We start from the raw sequence: 17,512 nt of genomic DNA, 5'->3' as shown, positions 1-17,512 counted from the left end.
CATGACCGAAGAGCACGGACCGGCCGGAGCGGCGGACACCGCCGAAGAGCACGGCGCGGCCGGAGCGGGCGGCGGAACAGCCACACGGCGGTCGGCGAAGCCCCGGCTCCCGATGCTGCTGGAGGCGGTCCTCAGCGTCGGCAGCGATCTCGAACTGCGCACCACGCTCCAGCAGATCGCGGAGACCGCCACCGCGCTGACCGAGGCGCGCTACGGGGCACTCGGCATCCTGGACCCCGAAGAGGGCCGGATCACCGAGCTGTACACCGCCGGGATGAGCGACGAGGAACGGCAGCACATCGAGGGCTTCCCGGACGGCCGGTCGGGCATCCTCGGCGTTCTGATCGAGGACCCGCAGCCCCTGCGTTCCGACGACCTGACCACCAACCCGCGGGCGGCGGGACTGCCGCCGGGACACCCCCCGATGCGCTCCTTCCTCGGCGCGCCGATCCGGGTGCACTCCCAGGTGTTCGGCAACCTCTATCTCGCCGAGAAGCGCTCCGGGCACTTCACCGACACGGACATGGCGCTGCTGCGGGTCCTCGCCACCCAGGCCGGGATCGCGATCGGCAACGCCCGGCTCTACGAGACCGCCCGGCAGCGGGAACGCTGGATCGAGGGGGCCGCCGCCGTCACCACGGCCCTGCTGACCGGCACGAACGCCTCCGACGCCCTGATGACCGTCGCCGAACGGGCCAGGGTGCTCGCCGGCGCGTCTGCCGGGGTGATCCTCCAGCCGACCGACGAGGGCGGGATGGAGATCGTGGCCGCCTCCACGCTGGACGACCCGGCGGGCATCGTGGGGACGACCATCGAGCCCGGCTCCCCCGTCCTGGTGCAGCTGCTGGGCGGCGAGCCGGTCTTCATCGCCGACTCGGCGACCGATCCCCGGATGACCACCGAGGTACGGTCCCGGTTCGGGCCGAGCATGATGCTGCCGTTGCAGAGCGGCGGCCGGCTCATCGGCACACTGGCGCTGCCCCGGCGGCGCGGCGAGCACCCGTACACGGCCGTGGACCGGCTGCTGGCCTCGCAGTTCGCCTCGCAGGCGGCGCTGGCGCTGGTGATGGCGGACGCCCAGCACAACCGGGAGCAGCTCGCGGTGTACGAGGACCGCGACCGGATCGCCCGGGATCTGCACGATCTGGTCGTCCAGCGGCTCTTCGCGACCGAGATGATGCTGGAGTCGACCCGCCGCCGGGCCGCCTCCGGGGAGACCGACGAGCTGCTCGGCAAGGCCGTGGACGAGCTGGACTCCACCATTCAGGAGGTCCGCACGACGATCTTCGCCCTCCAGCAGCCGCCCGCGGAGGTCCCCGCCACCTTCCGCGGCCGGGTGCTGCGGGAGACCGGTGGAGCGGCGGCCGTCCTCGGCTTCCAGCCCTCGGTGCACTTCACGGGGGCGGTGGACGCGCTCGTGCGCGAACCGGCGGACCAGGAGCTGCTGACCGCCCTGCGCGGTGCGCTGGCCGCCGCGCACCGCAGGGCCGGAGTGTCGGCCATCGAGGTGGAGGTGGACGCGACGGCCCGGCTGCCCGACGGGCGGAGCGCGGTGCGGCTGGTGGTCGCGGACGACGGGCGCGACGAGGACGGCAACCGGTCGACGACGGTGACCTGGCAGGCGCCGCTCTGAGACCCGGCGGTGCGGGGGCGGGGGGTGCCGGAGCTGTGCGGGCCGGGTGCCGGGACGGTCGGGGGCGGCTGCCCGGACGGTCGGGGGCCGGGTGCCACACCGGTCGAGGCCGGGCGCCGGGACGGTCGGGGGCGGGTGCCGGGACTGCTGCCGCGACAACGGCGTCCGGGCAGTGCGGGACGGCTAGTGGGACGGGGCCGCTCTCAGCGCGATCCTGGTGTTGGAGTGCGCCACGCCCGCGTCCCGTTTGAGCCGCCGCAGCAGCGTGTCCAGGGAGCCGGGGTCGGCGGCCGTGGCGCGTACGAGGTAGTCGTGCCCGCCCGTCACATGCACCACCTCGGTGATGCCGGGCAGCATCAGCACGGAGCGCTCGAACTCCTCGTTCGTCGTGTCGAGGCGCAGGCTCACGTCGATGAAGACGACCAGGCCGGAGCGGGTGTCGGCGGCCGGGTCGACGATGACGGTGAAGCCGCGGATGACTCCGTCGCGGCGCATACGGCGTACCCGGTCGCCCGCGGCGTTGGCGCTGAGCCCGACGCGTACGCCCAGATCGCGGTACGAGATCCGCGCGTCTTCCTGGAGAATGCCGAGGATTTCCCTGTCCAGCCGGTCCATGCCGCGATTCTCGCAGCCCGCGCCGATCGGCGGCGGGGCTCGTGGAGCCGTCGGGGCGCCCGGGGCCCGTGGGGGCGGGGGCGGGCACGGGTCCGAAACGGCGGCGGTCGTGGGGCCATTGGGGTGTCCGGTGCGGTGTGCGCCCCGCATGGAGCAACCCAGCGGGCCCCGCGCGCCCCCGCGCCCTTCACTTGACCCGTGGATACAGCCGTCAAGCAGTCCCCCGCACCGGCCGGCCGGCAGTCCTCGGCCGCGTACCGCAATCTGGCCGTGGCCACGATCGGTTTCGCGCTGACCTTCTGGGCGTGGAACCTGATCGCGCCGATGTCCGGTGACTACAAGGAACGGCTCGGGCTCAGCTCGTTCCAGCAGTCGTTCCTGGTGGCCGTGCCGGTGATCGTCGGTTCGCTCGGGCGTATCCCGGTGGGTGCGCTCACCGACAAGTACGGCGCCAAGCTGATGTTCCCGGTCATCTCGGCGCTCACGATCGTGCCCGTGCTGCTGCTGATCCCGGCGAAGAACTCGTACGGGGCGATGCTCGCCGTCGGCTTTCTGCTGGGGCTCGGCGGCACCACGTTCGCGATCGGCATTCCGCTGGTCAACTCGTGGTTCCCGCCCGCCGACCGGGGCCTGGCGCTCGGTGTGTTCGGCATGGGCATGGGCGGCGTGGCACTGTCGGGCTACTTCACTCCGCGCATCGCCGAGCACGGGGACAACCTGCCGTTCCTGGTCGTCGCGGCGGCACTGGCGGTGTACGCGATTCTCGCCGCCGTCCTGGTCAGCGACCGGCCCGACCGGCAGATCCCGACCGACACACTGGCCCACCGGCTCGGCGAGGCCGGGCGGCTGCGGGTCACCTGGGAGCTGTCGGCGCTGTACGCGATCGGCTTCGGCGGCATCGTGGCCTTCGGGGTGTATCTGCCGACGTATCTGAAGACCTGGTACGACATGTCGCCGACCGAGGCCGGCACCAAGGCGGCAGGGTTCGCACTCGTCACGGTCGTCTTCCGGCCGATCGGCGGCTGGCTCTCGGACCGGATCCACCCGGCACTGGTCACCTCGGTGGCGCTGCTGGTCGCCGCACTGATGGCGATCGTCCAGGCGTTCGACCCGGATCTGATGCCGGTCGGCACGATCGCGCTGCTCGTCATGGCGGCCGGGCTCGGCACGTCGAGCGGCAGTGTCTTCGCCCTGGTCTCGCAGGTGACGCCCCAGCCGAAGGTGGGCAGCGTGACCGGCATCGTCGGCGCGATGGGCGGCCTCGGCGGCTTCGTACCGCCGCTGGTCATGGGCGCGATCTTCACCGCCAAGGATTCGTACTCGATCGGATTCATGCTGCTGTCCGATCTGGCGCTGGCCGGCAGTGTGTACGCGTACGGCCGGATGCGGAACATCAAGCGCGACGGCTGAGGCCGCGGCCGTGCGAGCGGAGAACGGCGGCGTCCCCGCCGGGACGCCGCCGTTCGTCGTGGGGCGGTCAGCGTGTGGCGGGAGCCGCCGCGCGCCGCTGGGTGAACTGCTTCACCCAGTAGGCCGTCCGGTCCAGGTAGGCCGTCTCGGCGGCTGCCCCGGTCTTTCCGTACGCGCCGTCGAAGGTCTGGTAGCCGTGTCCGGCGGGCGGGGTGCCCGACGCCGGTTCGATCGAGCTGCCCTCGTGCCATTCGTTGAAGGAGGTGACGGAGACCCAGGTGGGCGATCCGCCGATGGCCGGGTCGAGCGCGTTGCTCCACTCCAGGTCGTAGGAGGCACCGTTCTTCCGGCCCAGCGTGGGTGTGGTGTTGCCGGGCACGGCACGGTCGTCGATGTATCCGGGTGCCACCGAGGGCGCCCAGACCAGGCCGTTGGCCTTGGCGTAGTCCCCCGCCTGCTTCCAGCCGGGGGCGGTGGCACCGGCGATGCCGTCGTAGGTGTAGATCCCCCCGAAGTGGGCGACCTTGGTGGTGTCGGTGGTCTGGGCGAGGACGACGGCGCTGTCGCGGACGGCGTCCAGGGCCGACCAGTCCTGGATCTTCAGGCTCTCGAAGACGTAGAACGCCGGGCGGTTCCCGTGCGCGGCGTCCCGGTAGTAGGCGGGATGGCTGCCGTACTTCCCGTTCAGATAGGCGATGTCGTCGACCACGGAGGCCGCCGTCCGGCCGCTGTACGGCTCGATGTGCCAGGCGACCTCGATCCCGTGGCGGGCCGCGGCGTCCAGTACCCGCCCGGCGAGCGAGTCCTCGTAACCCCCCTGTCCCCACCAGCTGTAGACGAGGACACCGGCGCCCGACTGCTCGATCCACTTCATGTGCTGCTCGACGGCCCCGGCGACATCACCGGAGTCGTACGGGCCGAGCTTCGGGTAGAGGTCGGCGCCGATGCCCTCCGGCGGGGTCCGACCGCCCTGCTGCCAGTGGCGCCAGCTGCCGTACGTGCCGGGGTTGCCGTACCAGGGGTACGGCCCGAGACCAGCCCTGAGGGCGGCCCGAGATCGACTCCGAGGGCGGCCCGGCGGACGGAAGCGCTTCGACGATCCGGGGCCCTCCCGCCGCCCGCGGCCCGCCCACTGAACGCAGTCGGGCGTTTCGGCCACGTGGCACGGCGCCGTGGCTGTCGTCGCGCGCCCGCCGGGGACGACCGGACAGCCCTTAGGGTTCGCAGGGTGATGTCACTTCTTCCCGCACTCCAGGACGCGTCCGGCCCGCACGCCGCACGCGAAGCCGTCCGGTTCGACGAAGTCTCCCTGTCCTACGCACAGTTGAGCGCCGCCGCCGACGCGCTCGCGGGCCGGATCACCGGCGCGGGCCGGGTCGCGGTATGGGCCACGCCCACCGCGCGGACCGTGGTCGCGGTGGTGGCCGCGCTGCGGGCGGGGGTGCCCGCGGTACCGCTGAACCCGAAGACGGGCGAACGGGAGCTGACGCATATCGTCGCCGACAGCGCGCCCTCGATGGTGCTGGCCTCGGCCGCCGACGTACTGCCGCCCGCGCTGGCCGCACTGGAGCGGCTGGACGTGAGCACGGAGGCGGGTCCGGTCGGCTCCGCGTTCCCCGAGCCCTCCCCCGAGTCCCCCGCGCTGATCGTCTACACCTCCGGCACCACGGGGCCGCCCAAGGGCGCGATCCTCCCCCGGCGGGCGATCGCCGCCTCGCTCGACGCGCTGGAGGACGCCTGGCAGTGGACCGCCGACGACGTTCTCGTACACGCCCTGCCCCTGTTCCATGTGCACGGTCTGATCCTGGGCGTCCTCGGCCCGCTGCGCCGTGGCGGTTCGGTACGCCATCTCGGCAGGTTCTCCACCGAGGGCGTGGCCCGGGAGCTGGCAGCGGGAGGCACGATGCTGTTCGGCGTGCCGACGATGTACCACCGGCTGGCGGAAGCGCTTGCCGACCCGTCCTCGTCCGACGGCCTCGCGCGGGCGCTCGCCAACGCCCGGCTGCTGGTGTCCGGTTCGGCCGCGCTGCCGGTCCATGACCACGAGCGGATCGCGGCCGCGACCGGCCGCCGGGTGATCGAGCGGTACGGCATGACGGAGACCCTGATGAACACGGGCGTCCGGGCGGACGGCGAACCGCGCCCCGGCACGGTCGGCCCGCCACTGCCCGGCGTCGAACTCCGGCTGACCGAGGAGGACGGCACCGTGCTCGACGACCCCGCGGCCATCGGCGAGATCCAGGTCCGCGGCCCGAATCTCTTCACCGGCTATCTCAACCGCCCCGACGCCACGTCCGCCGCGCACACCGAGGACGGCTGGTTCCGTACGGGCGACATGGCCACCCTGGACCCGGACGGCTATGTCCGGATCGTCGGCCGCAAGGGCACCGACCTGATCAAGAGCGGCGGCTACAAGATCGGCGCGGGCGAGATCGAGAACGCCCTGCTGGAGCACCCGGGCGTCCGCGAGGCCGCCGTCACCGGCGAACCGGACCCGGACCTCGGCGAGCGGATCGTCGCCTGGGTGGTGCCGTCCGACCCCGGATCACCCCCGTCGGAACGGGAGTTGGCGGACCATGTGGCCGCCCAGCTGGCCCCGCACAAGCGCCCGCGCACGGTGCGCTATCTGGACGCCCTGCCCCGCAACGACCTGGGCAAGATCATGAAGAGGTCGCTCCATGTCTAGCCGCATGACGGCCCGCGAGGCCCTCGCCGCCGTCACCGCCGACTTCGACGAGCACCGTCCGCCCGAGCGCCCCGCCCCGGCCGACGGGCCGCTCGCCTGGTCCGGGTACGGGCAGGCACGGGCCCGCGCCGCCGCGCGTACCGGCGAGGAGGAGTCCGTCGTCTACGGCACCGGTGCGGTCGGCGGACGGCCGTGCGCGCTGGTCTCCTTCGAGTTCGGCTTCCTGGGCGGCTCGTTGGGGCAGTCCACCGGGGACCGGCTGGAGGCCGCGTACGCGCTGGCGCTGGAGCGGCGCATCCCGCTGGTCGCCCTCGTCGCGACGGGCGGCAGCCGGATGCAGGAGGGCATGGTCGCGCTGACCCAGCTCCAGCGGGTGGCCCGCGCCTCGGCCCGGCTGCGCGCCGCCGGACTGCCGCAGATCGCGGTGGTGCGCGATCCCACGACCGGCGGCGGCTGGGCCACGGTGGGCGCGGGCGCCGATGTGGTGCTGGCACTGCCGGGCGCGCAGGTCGGGTTCGCCGGGTCCCGGGTGCGGCCCGCCGACGCGGACCCGTACGCGTACACCGCCGAGGGTCAGCTGGCCGCGGGCCAGATCGACGCGGTCGTCGCGCCGGGCGAGCTGGCCGGGACGGTGGCCCGCTGGCTGCTCGCGCTCGGGCCGCACGACGCCCTGCCCGCCGCGCCGGTGCCGCGCGCGCTCGCGGCCACCGGTCTCCCGGAGACCGGGCGGGACGCCGTGGAGCAGGCCCGCGCGGCGGGGCGCCCGCACGCCGGGGCGTATCTGGAGGACTACTTCGACCATCTGCTGCCGCTCATCGGCGACCGGTGCGGCGGCACGGACGCGGGGCTGCTGTGCGGCTTCGGGCTGCGCGAGGACCGGCCGGTCGCGTACGTCGCCCAGTGCGGCACCCCGACCCGTCCGGCCGGGTACCGCACGGCGGCCCGGGTGATCCGGCTCGCGGACCGGCTCGGCGTCCCCGTCCTCACCCTGATCGACACCCCCGGAGCGGCGAACGACGCCGAAGCGGAACGGGCGGGCGCGGGAGCGGCCATCGCCGACACCTTCGCGGCGATCGCGGCGGCCCGGGTACCGGTGACCACCCTGGTGATCGGCGAGGGCGGCTCGGGTGGCGCGCTGGCCCTCGCGGCGCCGGACAACACCCATGTCACACCGGACAGTTACTTCTCCGTCATCGCCCCCGAACTGGCGGCGGCGATCCTGAAGCGCCCGGCGGCCGAGACCGGCGCGACGGCCGACCAGCTGCGGCTGCGCCCGCAGGACCTGGTCGAACTGGGCATCGCGCGCTCGATCGTGGGCGAGGAGGAGACGGCGTGACCGGGGCGTAACGGCCACGCCCTCCGCGCCTCACCCTCCACCCCTCCGCGCCTCACCCTCCACCCCGACCCGCCCCCTCCTCCTGCCGAAGGCACGACCTGGGGGCGTCCCCGGGCCCGACGGGTGCCGTCGGAGACGCTGCCGGGAGGTCCGGCCCCTGCCCGACCCGGTGCGATCTCGTGTCGTCCGCCCACGCCGAGACCTCCGCGGCACCCCGACGAACAGCCGCTTCCGGGTCCCCGGCAATCTGCCCGCAGACCGTTGCGATGTCCGGCAAACCGTCCGTTCCCACGAGCGCGTCATGCACACCGGTCTGGATCCAGTCGGCCCGGTGGTCGTCGGCCTCGGCAACCGCGAGAGCGATGAGCCTTACGGCTGCCACCGTCCCCACCCGGGCCAGGGCCTCCGCCGTCCGCCGGATCACCACCGTGTCCCCGACGTCCAGCAACAGACCCACCAACGCTTCCGCAGCCTCAGGAACATCAGCGAAGGAAGCGAGGTCATGCCCGGCACGAACACGTCGCGGCCACGAAGGAGACGAGGCGCCGGCCAGAGCCGTCTCCAACCCACTCGTCATCTCCGACACGACCGGACAGTCTCATGTCCCACGTCGAAGTTCGACCCTGGACCGAAACTGCCCACCCGCTTGACCGAGGGAGACAGAGGCACCCCCCTGTACCGGTCACCCTAGGGCTGCGGGTCCCGCGCGTCGTAGCGGAGGAAGCCGCGCCACCGCAGCGCCAGCAGGGAGACCGCGACCACGCAGGCGACACCGCCGCCGGTGACGGCCACGGCCGGGGAGGTCAGATCGGCGACCGATCCGGCCAGGAAGTCCCCGAGCCGCGGCCCGCCCGCCACGACGACGATGAAGACGCCCTGGAGCCGCCCGCGCATCTCGTCCGGCACCGCGGCCTGGAGCATGGTGCTGCGGAAGACCATGGAGATCGTGTCGGCGCACCCGGCGAGCGCGAGGAGGACCAGCCCGAGCCAGAGGTGCCGGGTCAGCCCGAAGACGGCGATGCCGGAGCCCCAGCAGGCGACGGCGACCACGACCGCGAGCCCGTGCCGCCTGATCCGCCCGAGCCAGCCGGAGAACACGCCGCCCAGCAGCGCCCCGAACGCCGGAGCGGCGACCAGCAGCCCGGTGGTCTTCGCGTCACCGCCGTACCAGACCACGGCGACCACCGGGAACAGCGCCCGCGGGTGGGCGAGCACCATGGCGCACAGGTCGGTGAAGAACGTCATCCGCAGATTGGGCCGGGTCCCGAGGAAGCGCAGCCCGTCCAGCACGGAGGCCCGCTTCTTCACGGCCCCTTCGTCCTCCTCGCCCCGGTCCGGGAGCATCGAGGGCAGCCGCCACATCGCGTACAGGGAGGCGGTGAAGGTGACGGCGTCGACGGTGTACGCGGCCCGGTAGCCCCACCAGCCGACGATCAGCCCGCCCAGCATCGGGCCGACGAGCGCCCCGGTCGTGCTGGTCATGGAGCTGAGCGCGTTGGCGGCGGGCAGTTGCTCGGCCGGGAGCAGCCGGGCGATCATCGAGGTGCGGGCCGGTGAGTTGAGCGCGAAGCAGACGGCCTGGAGGGCGACGACCGCGTACAGCAGCCCCACCCGCTCCACCCCGGCGACCGTCACGGCCATCAGCCCCACGGACAGCAGGAACGACCCGGAGGCGCTGAAGAGCCCGAGTCTGCGCCGGTCGACCGTGTCGGCGACGGCCCCGCCGTACAGCCCGAACACGACGAGCGGCACGAGCGAACAGAACCCGATGAGCCCGACCGAGAAGGCGGACCCGGTGATGTCGTAGACCTGGAGCGACACGGCGAGTGCCGTCATGCCCTGCCCTATCCAGGACACCGTGTTCCCGAACCACAGCCGCCGGTAGTCGGCCGACGTACGCAGCGGCGTCAGGTCGGCGAATATGCGCGTGCGGTGTACAGGTTGTCCGGTCGTTTCGGTCACAGGCGATGGTAGCGACCACCCCGCCGAAGACCCGGCCGACCGCTCCCCGGCAACCCCGCAAACGCCGGAGCGGCCCCTTCCGGTCTCAACCGGTCGGGGTGCTCGGATGCGGCCGGAACAGCCCTGCCGCATCCGTCTCGGTGGGGCGGGTGGGACTCGAACCCATTCAAGTGACCCATCTCACCTGCGGGTATATCGAGGAACCGGACGTGTCCACCCGTATCCATCCTGCTGGGGTCTGCTCGATCCGGCCTGATACGGAGCGGTGAGGCGTTCGCCTCACCGTGTATGTGCTCCCCCGCTGCGTCGCAGGGCGCAGACCGGAGACCACAACGCGGTCAACTGTTCACCCGCCCACTACCGTTCGGGGTTCTTGCTCTCGGCGGCTTCGATTACCTGCCACAGATCATCCGGAGGCCCGCCCGATGACCCACACCGACGCCATATCCGCCGAGAGCCCGCGGGCCGGATGGCGAGCCGTCAACGAATCTCGTGGGACAGCAGGGTACCGAGGGGGCCGAGGTCCAGGTTGAGGTCCTCGCGGCGCAGCCCGTGCTGCTCGCAGAGTTCCGTCATCCGTTCGTCGAGGAGCATCAGCGTGGTCCCCACGCTTTCCTCCTGCTCCTCCGACAGCTCTCCGCTGTCGAAGCGGCGGATCGCCTGGCGTTCCATCAGCTGTCTGAGCAGTTCCACGACGGTCAGCACCAGCGAGGCCAGGTCGCGGCCGACGTTGTGCGGATCGATGTCCACGCGGGTGTCGTTCACAGGGGCCCTCCATCGGCCCACGGCGCGGGGACCCGTTCACTGACGGATGCCAGCAAGGCGTGCAGAGAGAGGCGGACCAGTGGCACCTCCGCGATGGCGATCACCAGGTCTCCGCTGATGACGACGCCGGTACCGAGCACCCTGTCGAGCAGATCGACCAGGGGGACACCGATGGGGGCCGTGGCTTCCGGGCCCTGCCAGGGGACGGGGTCACTGGTTCCGTGCAAGATCTCCTCCGTCCGTGAACGAGTAGGGGGCCCAAGGCCCGGAGACGTCGATCTCGGTGCCGTTGAAATCCGCGGAGTCGCGGAGGAGTCCGATCGCTGCGGCCAGTTCCCCGCTCCGGTTCTCGGCGATCAGATAGGCCGCGTTCAAGACCTGGATCCGGTCCTTGCCAGTGACCTCGGGGCCGTGTGGACGACGCCGGACCGAATCTACTGCCATCTCCCGCACCACTCTGTCCACCTGCTCGGACGCGGCCAGGGCATTCTCCCGGTGTACCTCGCGCAGGTTTCGGCGGCTGCGCAGACGGTTCATGTAATCGCGGCCCGAGACCCGTTGAGCCCCGGACCGCGAATCGGGCGCGGGGGTCTGGGGGGCGGCCGGCAGTACGGACCGGGCCTCCGCGTCAGACTGGGTGAGGTAGACCTTGACCGCCCATTCGGCCCGTCCGGCGATGTGGTCCAGCGCCACGCGAAAGCGTTCCTGGTTCTCTCCGAGTGCGGCGTCGGCCCGCTCGTCACCGAGATAGAGCGTGGCCAGCGGCAGCGGCACCGTGGGACCGCCTGCGGCCGCCGCGGTGACGACGTCATGGTGGGTTCGCGCGCAGCGTTCGAGTTCGGAGGCGTCGGCGAGCCGGTCGCGCAGGGCGGCTTCGGAGAACTCTGCCGCCGGCACGTCCTGGACCACGGCGCACAGCGGGCCGACTGCCAGAAGCCGCAACGGCCCACCCTCAGCATGCCCATAGGCGGCGAGTTGACCGGGGTGGTCCGCCCGGCAGACGGCGAACACGTAGGTGGCGCAGGAGCCGATGTCGCCGATGCTCCCGGTCGAACGGAGTGCGCGATGCGGTGTCACAGTCATCGGCGACGCAACTCCCTTCTACCGCCGGCCTCCTGGGTGCCGCCGACTTCCTCCGGGTCATCGCCCTCCAGCGCCTCGATCCGCTCGCGCAGCCGCTGGTTCTCCTCAGCCAGAGCGTTGTGCGCGGCGCGCGAGGAAAGGGCGGGATCGGTCTCCCACCAGTCGATGCCCGCCTTCTTCGCTGTCTCCACGGACGAGATGAACAGCCGCAGGCGAATCGTCAGCAGCTCGATGTCCAGCAGGTCGATCTTGATGTCACCGGCGATGACGATGCCCTTGTCCAGCACCCGTTCCAGAATCTCCGCCAGGTTGGCTGTGGACGGCGCGTGCGACGGGGGCCCCGAGGTCCAGCTGTCCAGTTCCGTCACGGTCCGCCTCCAGGTCTCGGCGACTTCCTGTCGAGAATGTCCAGCAGCCGCTCCTCCTCGCGTTCGAACTGCGCGAGGTCGACTTCACCGTCGTCCAGGGAGCGGCTCAGCGCAGCGAGCCGCTCCCGGATCACCCCGGGGTCGTACATCTCCGCCTCTGCCGCGTCGATGAGCCGTTCGGAGATCCAGACCACGCCGCGTGCCGGTGCCAGGGGAAGAAGCAGCACACCCGAAATCAGGCCCATGTCAGGCCCTGGCCGGGACGGGCTCCGGAGCTACGAAGCTGTAGCACGGCAGAGGTCCGGTCAGCCGCAGATCCAGCCGGTCCGGATGGCGTGCGGCGAACTGTTCGGCGACGTGACGGAAACGCCCCTCCTCTCGTCGGGGGACGAGGAACGACGCGTTCAGGACACAGCCCTCCACGTCCGGTCCCGGGCGCATGCCCTCGGCGATCCCCGCGAATTCGACCGGCAGTCGGGCCGCTGCCGCCGCGGCCCTGCGTCGCAGACCTGCGGCTACGGCCTCGCCCAGACGGACATTGGCTTCGTAACCGGGGTGACGGCGCGTCTCCTCACGGATCCTGCGCACCACCGGGTCCTCGCGGATCAGCGCCGCCAGGTTGTCCTGGACCGGCGTGATCTTGACGTTCATCTCGATGCGAGCGTCCAGCCGCTCCAGAACCCCGGCGTGCTCGCTTCGGCGCGCGGCGACGTCCGCCAGCACCGTGGCCTCGTCCGGCGCCACCATGCCAAAGCGCATGGGCAGCACCGGTCCGGCCTCGGCCAGGGCCAGGAGCAGGTTCTGATGTGCCATCAGGTCGCGACGCCGGGCCCTGAGCGCCGGGTGGGTCGCGCTGACCACGACAGCGAGGTCCCCGGCCGGCAGCAGCCGCACCGGGGCCGGCGGATCGCCGACTCCTACGGCGCCGGGAGGAAGCGGGTGGGAGCTGTCGACGATGCCGTATACGTACATGCCTGAAGTGGTCATCGGTCAGCTCTCCTCCTTGCGGCGGCGGGGGCGTTCGCTGTCAGTGCCTCGCGAACGGGACGTCTTGGAGCGGCGCGGGCGCTCCTCCTCCTGCTCGTCCTCGTCGTCCTCGCCGATACCGACGGCCTTCTTGACCTTGTCGCCCACGGAATGCGCGGCCTTCTTCGCCCCGGCTTTGCCCACGCTCTTGGCCATGCCGCCACCGAAGAGTTCGGGGACCGTCCTGCTGGTCGAATCGTTCTCCAGGTCAAGGCGGTTGCAGGCTTCGGCGAACCGCAGGTAGGTGTCGACACTGGCGACGACGATCCGCGCATCGATCTTCAGGATCTCGATGCCGACCAGCGATACGCGAACAAAGATGTCGATGACCATGCCGCGGTCGAGGATGAGTTCCAGGACGTCATAGAGGCTGCCGGCGCGCGGAACGCGGACTACCTCCTCGCTGTATGTGCTCAAGGGATGACCGTCTCTCCGGATTGGCTCTTGTGCCGGGCGCTCACGTGTCCGCCTGACCACGGCGGTATCGACGGACTCTGCGGTACTGCAGCAGCGAGCCGTCCTCGTCGAGGTCCACTTCGTACGTGGCCAGCAGGCTGGTGGTATCGGGAATGCGCGGAAGTTCGAGCACATCCACGTCGACATGCCAGCCGTCGTCGGTCCGCGAGATGGCAGAGACGCCTTCGGCTCTGTGCCTGATCAGCCGTTTCAGGCTCTGACATGCGCGTTCGGCCGCCTCCTCCGCACCCTTTACTTGCTCTTTGCCGGCAGAGGAACGAGTGGATCGGGAGGTCCGGGCTTGCCCGGCACGCTGCTCTGGCATGTTCACCAGTCTGTGCACCGGACGGCAGCTCCGCATGCGGTGATCGACCGAACGGGGCCACCGGGAAGCACACGAATGGCGGCTTGCTGGAGGGCGGAGGACATTGGAGGGAGAGCGCGCAACGCGATGCGGATCAGCGGCTTGCTGCAGCATCCTCGTGCCGCTCGCAGACACCCCCCCCCTCTTCTCTCTGGAGGATCTCGATGGCCAGCACCGATATCACCGGCAGCGCTTCCGATACGAACAGGGGCGGTGGGGGAACACGCGGCACCACCACCATCGCCGACGCCGTCGTCGCGACCATCGCGGGCATCGCGGTACGCGAGACCGACGGAATCTACGCCGTGGGCGGCACCACCTCGCGGGCACTGGGATCCGTACGGGACAGGATGTCCAAATCATCCGACCCCGGCAGGGGAATCAAGGTCGAAGTCGGCGAGACGCAGGCCGCGATCGACCTGGACGTCATCGTGGAATACGGCGAACCCATCGCGGATGCGGCGAAAGAGATCCGCACACGTGTGACGGACGCGGTGGAGACGATGACGGGCCTGGAAGTCGTCGAGATCAACATCAAGGTGTCCGACGTCCACCTGCCCGGATCGGACGACGAAAGCGATGACGAGGACAGCAGTGGCCGAAGCGCGCGGGTCCGTTAGCGCTCCCGTCGCCTGAAAGGGCACGCACCCCATATCCCAGCGTTTGCGAGGCACTCATGGAAGACAGCAAGAAGGTCGCGCTCGCCGCCGCCGTGGCGGCAGGCTATGTCCTCGGCCGAACCAAGAAGGGGAAGCTGGCGCTCGGCCTCGCTTCTCTCGTGGTGGGACAACAACTGCCACTCAATCCACGGGAGCTCGTCACCCTGGGCGCCCGCAAGCTGGCCGAGAATCCTGCGGTGGCGCCGCTGATGGAGCAGGCACGGGGCGAAGTGCTGGACGCCGGGCGGGCGGCGCTGTCCGCGTCGGCGAACCGCCGCCTCGAAGCAGTCGCCGATGCGCTCCAGCAGCGGACCGAGGCGCTGCTCGGAGGACTGGACGAGGAGGAAGAAGAAGCCGAGGAAATCTCGGACGAGGAAGAGCCCGAGGAAGAAGAAGAGTCCGAGGAAGAAGAGGAGCCCGAGGAAGGAGAGGAGCCTGAGGAGGAAGAGGAGAAGCGCCCCCGTCGTCCGGCGAAACGCCCGACAGCGAAGAAGGCGCACGCCAAGAAGGCGCCCGCCAAGAAGACCGCGGCGAAGAAGACCGCGGCCAAGAAAACGGCGGCCAAGAAGCCTGCCAAGAAGCCGCCGCCGAAGAAGGCTGCTGCGAAGAAGACCGCGAACCGCGCCAGCCGTAGGAGGTAGCTCTCATGGCCAAGCAGGAGGACGACGCCACGGACACGAGCCCGTCCGGCCTGGACCAGGTCAAGGAGCAACTGTCCGCCTATGTGGGGGCCCAAGGGCAGCGACTGCTGGAGTCCGCCGGCGGGAAACTCACCGAACTCGCGCAGGGCTCTGGGGACACAGACGAAGGCAGCGGGGGCGGGGGGCTCCTCGACGTCGGGAAGCGGGTACTCGGGGGTGAGAACCCGGTCAAGGCCTTCGTGGGCGAGAAAGCCGGCGCGATGAAGGACAAGGCCGTGGATTCGGTCAAGAACGCTTTCGGCGGCGGAGGCGGGAAATCCGGCAACACCAAGGTGACGAACATCGTCGAGGTCATCGACGTCGGGAAACCCCTGCGTGCGGTGTACGACCGGTGGACCGAGCTCGACGAGTTCAATTCCTTCACCAAGGGCGTCACCAGCGTCTCCCAATCGGATGAGATCGAGAGCGACTGGAAGCTCAAGGTCGCTTTTTCCAGCCGTAGTTGGAAGGCCACGGTGCAGGAGCAGGTGCCCGACGACCGCATCGTCTGGACATCCGAAGGCGCCAAAGGCACGACTCATGGCGCCATCACCTTCCACGAACTGGCGCCCAATCTGACCCGCGTCATCGCTGTCGTCGAGTACACGCCGTCCGGATTCTTCGAGAAGACCGGCAACATCTGGCGTGCGCAGGGCCGGCGGCTGCGTCTGGACCTCAAGCACTTCCAGCGGTACGCCACTCTCACGGAGGACGAGGACGTCGAAGGCTGGCGCGGCGAGATCCGCGACGGTGAAGTCGTCCGCAGCCACGAGGAGGGCCTCGAAGACGAGGACGAATCCGACGGAACTGGCGACGAAGAGTACGACGAGCCGGAGGACGAGGACGAGTCCGAGGACCAAGACGACTACGAGGACGAGGACGAACCGGAGGAGGAGGACGAGGAGGACGAGGAGGAGGACGAGGAGGAGGACGAGGAGGAGGACGAGGAGGACGAGGACGAGGACGAGGAGAAGTGAGAGCCAAGCTGCCAGGACAGGCCTATCTCGGCGGCGACTACCAGCAGTCCGCGCGGTGAGTCGGGTCTGCCGGCTGGACGACAGCGAGAACAAGGGCGAGCTGGTGGTCAGCCGCGCCGAACACCCCTGAGCGCCCTCGCCGCATCACTCTCCAGGACGATGGGCCCCTGCCCATAAGTCCGGTGTCGCGGTCAGGCCGTCGCCGCGCTTATGCGCGCCGGACCGCAGCGAGCGTCGACGGGTGACCCGGGGGAACTTATCCGTACGGTCGCCGGTCTCACCGCCAAAAAGTCCTACAGGTCGGATGGGTGGCCGCGTACGTCCCGCTGCTGCACTTCCTTGAGAACCGTCGCCACCGTGGCGAAGTCGTTGTCCACGTGGAGCACCGTGTGACCGTGATGGACCGCTGTCGCACACACCAAGAGGTCGATGGATCCGGCGGCACGGTGCCGCGCTCGCTGGGTGAGCTTGTACTGCGCGGTTTCGACCCAGCGCCACGCGTTCTTGGGAACCGGCGAGAAATGACAGAGGTCATCCACCTCTTCGGCCAACTCGTCCCGATGGGCCGGGCTCGTGGCCGAGTAGAGGAACTCCGCCCTCGTGGGCTCGCAGACATGGAACACGCCGGCGACGATGTGCCCTTCCCAGGGCCGCAACGCCCCCGGCGTACGGAAGAGGTGCCACAGGGCGGACGTGTCGAGGAGGTACGTGATCACTCGAAGGCTGCCCGCCGGGCGCGCTTGGCAGCTGCATGCGCCGCAGCGGCAGCCTCGAACTCGCCCCGCTCACCACGCGCGGCCAGCTTCTCGGCAGCCTCCAGCCGCTTGATGCGCGCCACGTAGTCCCGCAGAGCCCCGTTGACCGTCTCCTTCTTCGTCGAAACACCCATGAGCCGCATCGCCTCGGCCAGCGCCTCGTCATCGAGATCGACCTGGGTCACAGACATACCAGCCACCCCTCACCGCGAGTCCATGATGTACATAACTATGATATTTCACCAACATTCACGGCGGCAGCTCGTTGCACACGAGGCAGACCAGGCGGTGAGGGGCAATGTCGGGCTGATGCCGTGAGGTTGGTGCGACGTCTCCCTCAACGGCCGTGGGACTGTTCCGCGACGCTGCCACGGCGACATCACTACAAGATCCCAGGTCAAAGCCGTGCCGGGCCGTCTTTGATGCGCGAAGGCTCACGTTCGCCGTACTTCCGCGAGGCGTCCGCCGCACGCAGAACGCCCCCGAAAAACGCGTTTCCCCAGGTCAGAATCGATTCTGCCTGGGGCGCTCGGTGGGGCGGGTGGGACTCGAACCCAAAAGCGTGACGCCTCTCACCTGCGACGATGCCAAAACAACGGACATAGCCACCCGTTTCCATCCGGCTGCATCCCCCTCGATCCCGCTCGGATCGGGTTCGGTTAGGCGTTCGCCACACCACGTCCCCAACGCCGCGGCTGAGCCCAGCACCTCTTGGACGACTCACCCGATGAGCCCTA

General features: G+C 70.4%; 20 protein-coding genes. 7 read left to right on the top strand and 13 right to left on the bottom strand.

Annotated elements, in window-relative coordinates:
- The first annotated feature begins 1 nt into the window (after position 1).
- Positions 2–1,633 (top strand): GAF domain-containing sensor histidine kinase, encoded by a 1,632-nt coding sequence (locus A6A29_RS29670; protein ID WP_079183103.1) that lies wholly within the window; start codon positions 2–4, stop codon positions 1,631–1,633.
- A gap of 183 nt (positions 1,634–1,816) precedes the next feature.
- Here A6A29_RS29670 and A6A29_RS29665 read toward each other — a convergent pair whose 3' ends face one another.
- Positions 1,817–2,248, bottom strand: coding sequence for an Lrp/AsnC family transcriptional regulator (locus A6A29_RS29665; RefSeq protein ID WP_073724640.1), 432 nt, complete (start codon positions 2,246–2,248; stop codon positions 1,817–1,819).
- Between the two features lie 198 nt (positions 2,249–2,446).
- On the opposite strand from A6A29_RS29665, the gene A6A29_RS29660 reads away from it, so the two are divergent.
- Positions 2,447–3,658 (top strand): MFS transporter, encoded by a 1,212-nt coding sequence (locus A6A29_RS29660; protein WP_073724638.1) that lies wholly within the window; start codon positions 2,447–2,449, stop codon positions 3,656–3,658.
- A 67-nt stretch (positions 3,659–3,725) separates the two neighbouring features.
- On the opposite strand, the gene A6A29_RS29655 is transcribed toward A6A29_RS29660, so the two are convergent.
- Entirely contained in the window at positions 3,726–4,817 is a 1,092-nt protein-coding gene (locus A6A29_RS29655) for a glycoside hydrolase family 99 protein (RefSeq protein ID WP_079183086.1), read from the bottom strand.
- A 72-nt stretch (positions 4,818–4,889) separates the two neighbouring features.
- On the opposite strand from A6A29_RS29655, the gene A6A29_RS29650 reads away from it, so the two are divergent.
- Together A6A29_RS29650 and A6A29_RS29645 are read left to right on the top strand one after the other, a co-directional pair.
- Positions 4,890–6,344 carry an acyl-CoA synthetase gene (locus A6A29_RS29650; RefSeq protein WP_073724636.1) on the top strand — a complete coding sequence of 485 codons (1,455 nt, stop codon included), beginning with the start codon at positions 4,890–4,892 and terminating at the stop codon, positions 6,342–6,344.
- Positions 6,337–7,680 carry a carboxyl transferase domain-containing protein gene (locus A6A29_RS29645; protein WP_073724634.1) on the top strand — a complete coding sequence of 448 codons (1,344 nt, stop codon included), beginning with the start codon at positions 6,337–6,339 and terminating at the stop codon, positions 7,678–7,680. Before A6A29_RS29650 ends, A6A29_RS29645 begins: the two co-directional genes overlap by 8 nt.
- A 687-nt stretch (positions 7,681–8,367) precedes the next feature.
- Here A6A29_RS29645 and A6A29_RS29635 read toward each other — a convergent pair.
- From A6A29_RS29635 to A6A29_RS29595, 9 genes are all read right to left on the bottom strand, one after another.
- Positions 8,368–9,642 (bottom strand): MFS transporter, encoded by a 1,275-nt coding sequence (locus A6A29_RS29635; RefSeq protein ID WP_073724632.1) that lies wholly within the window; start codon positions 9,640–9,642, stop codon positions 8,368–8,370.
- A gap of 480 nt (positions 9,643–10,122) precedes the next feature.
- Positions 10,123–10,407 carry a gas vesicle protein K gene (locus A6A29_RS29630; protein ID WP_073724630.1) on the bottom strand — a complete coding sequence of 95 codons (285 nt, stop codon included), beginning with the start codon at positions 10,405–10,407 and terminating at the stop codon, positions 10,123–10,125.
- Positions 10,404–10,634 carry a gas vesicle protein gene (locus A6A29_RS29625; RefSeq protein WP_073724628.1) on the bottom strand — a complete coding sequence of 77 codons (231 nt, stop codon included), beginning with the start codon at positions 10,632–10,634 and terminating at the stop codon, positions 10,404–10,406. The genes A6A29_RS29630 and A6A29_RS29625 overlap by 4 nt, the downstream gene beginning before the upstream one ends.
- On the bottom strand, positions 10,618–11,490 hold the full coding sequence (locus tag A6A29_RS29620; protein WP_073724626.1) for a GvpL/GvpF family gas vesicle protein: 873 nt from the start codon (positions 11,488–11,490) through the stop codon (positions 10,618–10,620). Before A6A29_RS29620 ends, A6A29_RS29625 begins: the two co-directional genes overlap by 17 nt.
- A complete protein-coding gene (locus A6A29_RS29615; RefSeq protein WP_073724624.1) occupies positions 11,487–11,858 on the bottom strand; it encodes a gas vesicle protein in 372 nt (123 codons plus the stop codon). Before A6A29_RS29615 ends, A6A29_RS29620 begins: the two co-directional genes overlap by 4 nt.
- A complete protein-coding gene (locus A6A29_RS29610; RefSeq protein ID WP_073724622.1) occupies positions 11,855–12,103 on the bottom strand; it encodes a gas vesicle protein GvpG in 249 nt (82 codons plus the stop codon). Before A6A29_RS29610 ends, A6A29_RS29615 begins: the two co-directional genes overlap by 4 nt.
- A gap of 1 nt (position 12,104) precedes the next feature.
- Positions 12,105–12,845, bottom strand: coding sequence for a GvpL/GvpF family gas vesicle protein (locus A6A29_RS29605; RefSeq protein ID WP_073724620.1), 741 nt, complete (start codon positions 12,843–12,845; stop codon positions 12,105–12,107).
- A gap of 3 nt (positions 12,846–12,848) precedes the next feature.
- Entirely contained in the window at positions 12,849–13,301 is a 453-nt protein-coding gene (gene gvpJ / locus A6A29_RS29600) for a gas vesicle protein GvpJ (RefSeq protein WP_073724618.1), read from the bottom strand.
- Between the two features lie 40 nt (positions 13,302–13,341).
- Positions 13,342–13,665 (bottom strand): gas vesicle protein GvpO, encoded by a 324-nt coding sequence (locus tag A6A29_RS29595; RefSeq protein WP_073725433.1) that lies wholly within the window; start codon positions 13,663–13,665, stop codon positions 13,342–13,344.
- A gap of 203 nt (positions 13,666–13,868) precedes the next feature.
- Here A6A29_RS29595 and A6A29_RS29590 point away from each other — a divergent pair, with 203 nt between their 5' ends.
- From A6A29_RS29590 to A6A29_RS29580, 3 genes are read left to right on the top strand one after another with little or no spacing between them, the layout of a single operon-like run.
- Complete coding sequence (locus tag A6A29_RS29590; RefSeq protein ID WP_073724616.1) at positions 13,869–14,324, top strand: Asp23/Gls24 family envelope stress response protein; 456 nt, start codon at positions 13,869–13,871, stop codon at positions 14,322–14,324.
- A 56-nt stretch (positions 14,325–14,380) separates the two neighbouring features.
- The gene (locus A6A29_RS45500) at positions 14,381–15,004 is read left to right on the top strand and encodes a hypothetical protein (protein ID WP_073724614.1); all 624 of its coding nucleotides are present in this window, start codon (positions 14,381–14,383) and stop codon (positions 15,002–15,004) included.
- A gap of 5 nt (positions 15,005–15,009) precedes the next feature.
- On the top strand, positions 15,010–16,020 hold the full coding sequence (locus A6A29_RS29580) for an SRPBCC family protein (protein ID WP_073724612.1): 1,011 nt from the start codon (positions 15,010–15,012) through the stop codon (positions 16,018–16,020).
- Between the two features lie 293 nt (positions 16,021–16,313).
- Here the strand turns inward: A6A29_RS29580 and A6A29_RS29575 are convergent, their stop codons facing one another.
- Both A6A29_RS29575 and A6A29_RS29570 read right to left on the bottom strand, forming a co-directional pair.
- The gene (locus A6A29_RS29575; protein WP_073724610.1) at positions 16,314–16,736 is read right to left on the bottom strand and encodes a PIN domain nuclease; all 423 of its coding nucleotides are present in this window, start codon (positions 16,734–16,736) and stop codon (positions 16,314–16,316) included.
- Positions 16,733–16,966, bottom strand: coding sequence for a type II toxin-antitoxin system VapB family antitoxin (locus A6A29_RS29570; RefSeq protein WP_073724608.1), 234 nt, complete (start codon positions 16,964–16,966; stop codon positions 16,733–16,735). The genes A6A29_RS29575 and A6A29_RS29570 overlap by 4 nt, the downstream gene beginning before the upstream one ends.
- Between the last annotated feature and the right edge of the window lie 546 nt (positions 16,967–17,512).

The sequence above is a fragment of the Streptomyces sp. TSRI0281 genome (assembly GCF_001905125.1).
Classification (GTDB): Bacteria; Actinomycetota; Actinomycetes; order Streptomycetales; family Streptomycetaceae; genus Streptomyces.
Note: the sequence above shows the minus strand (reverse complement) of the source record. Positions and strands in the feature narration are given on the sequence as shown.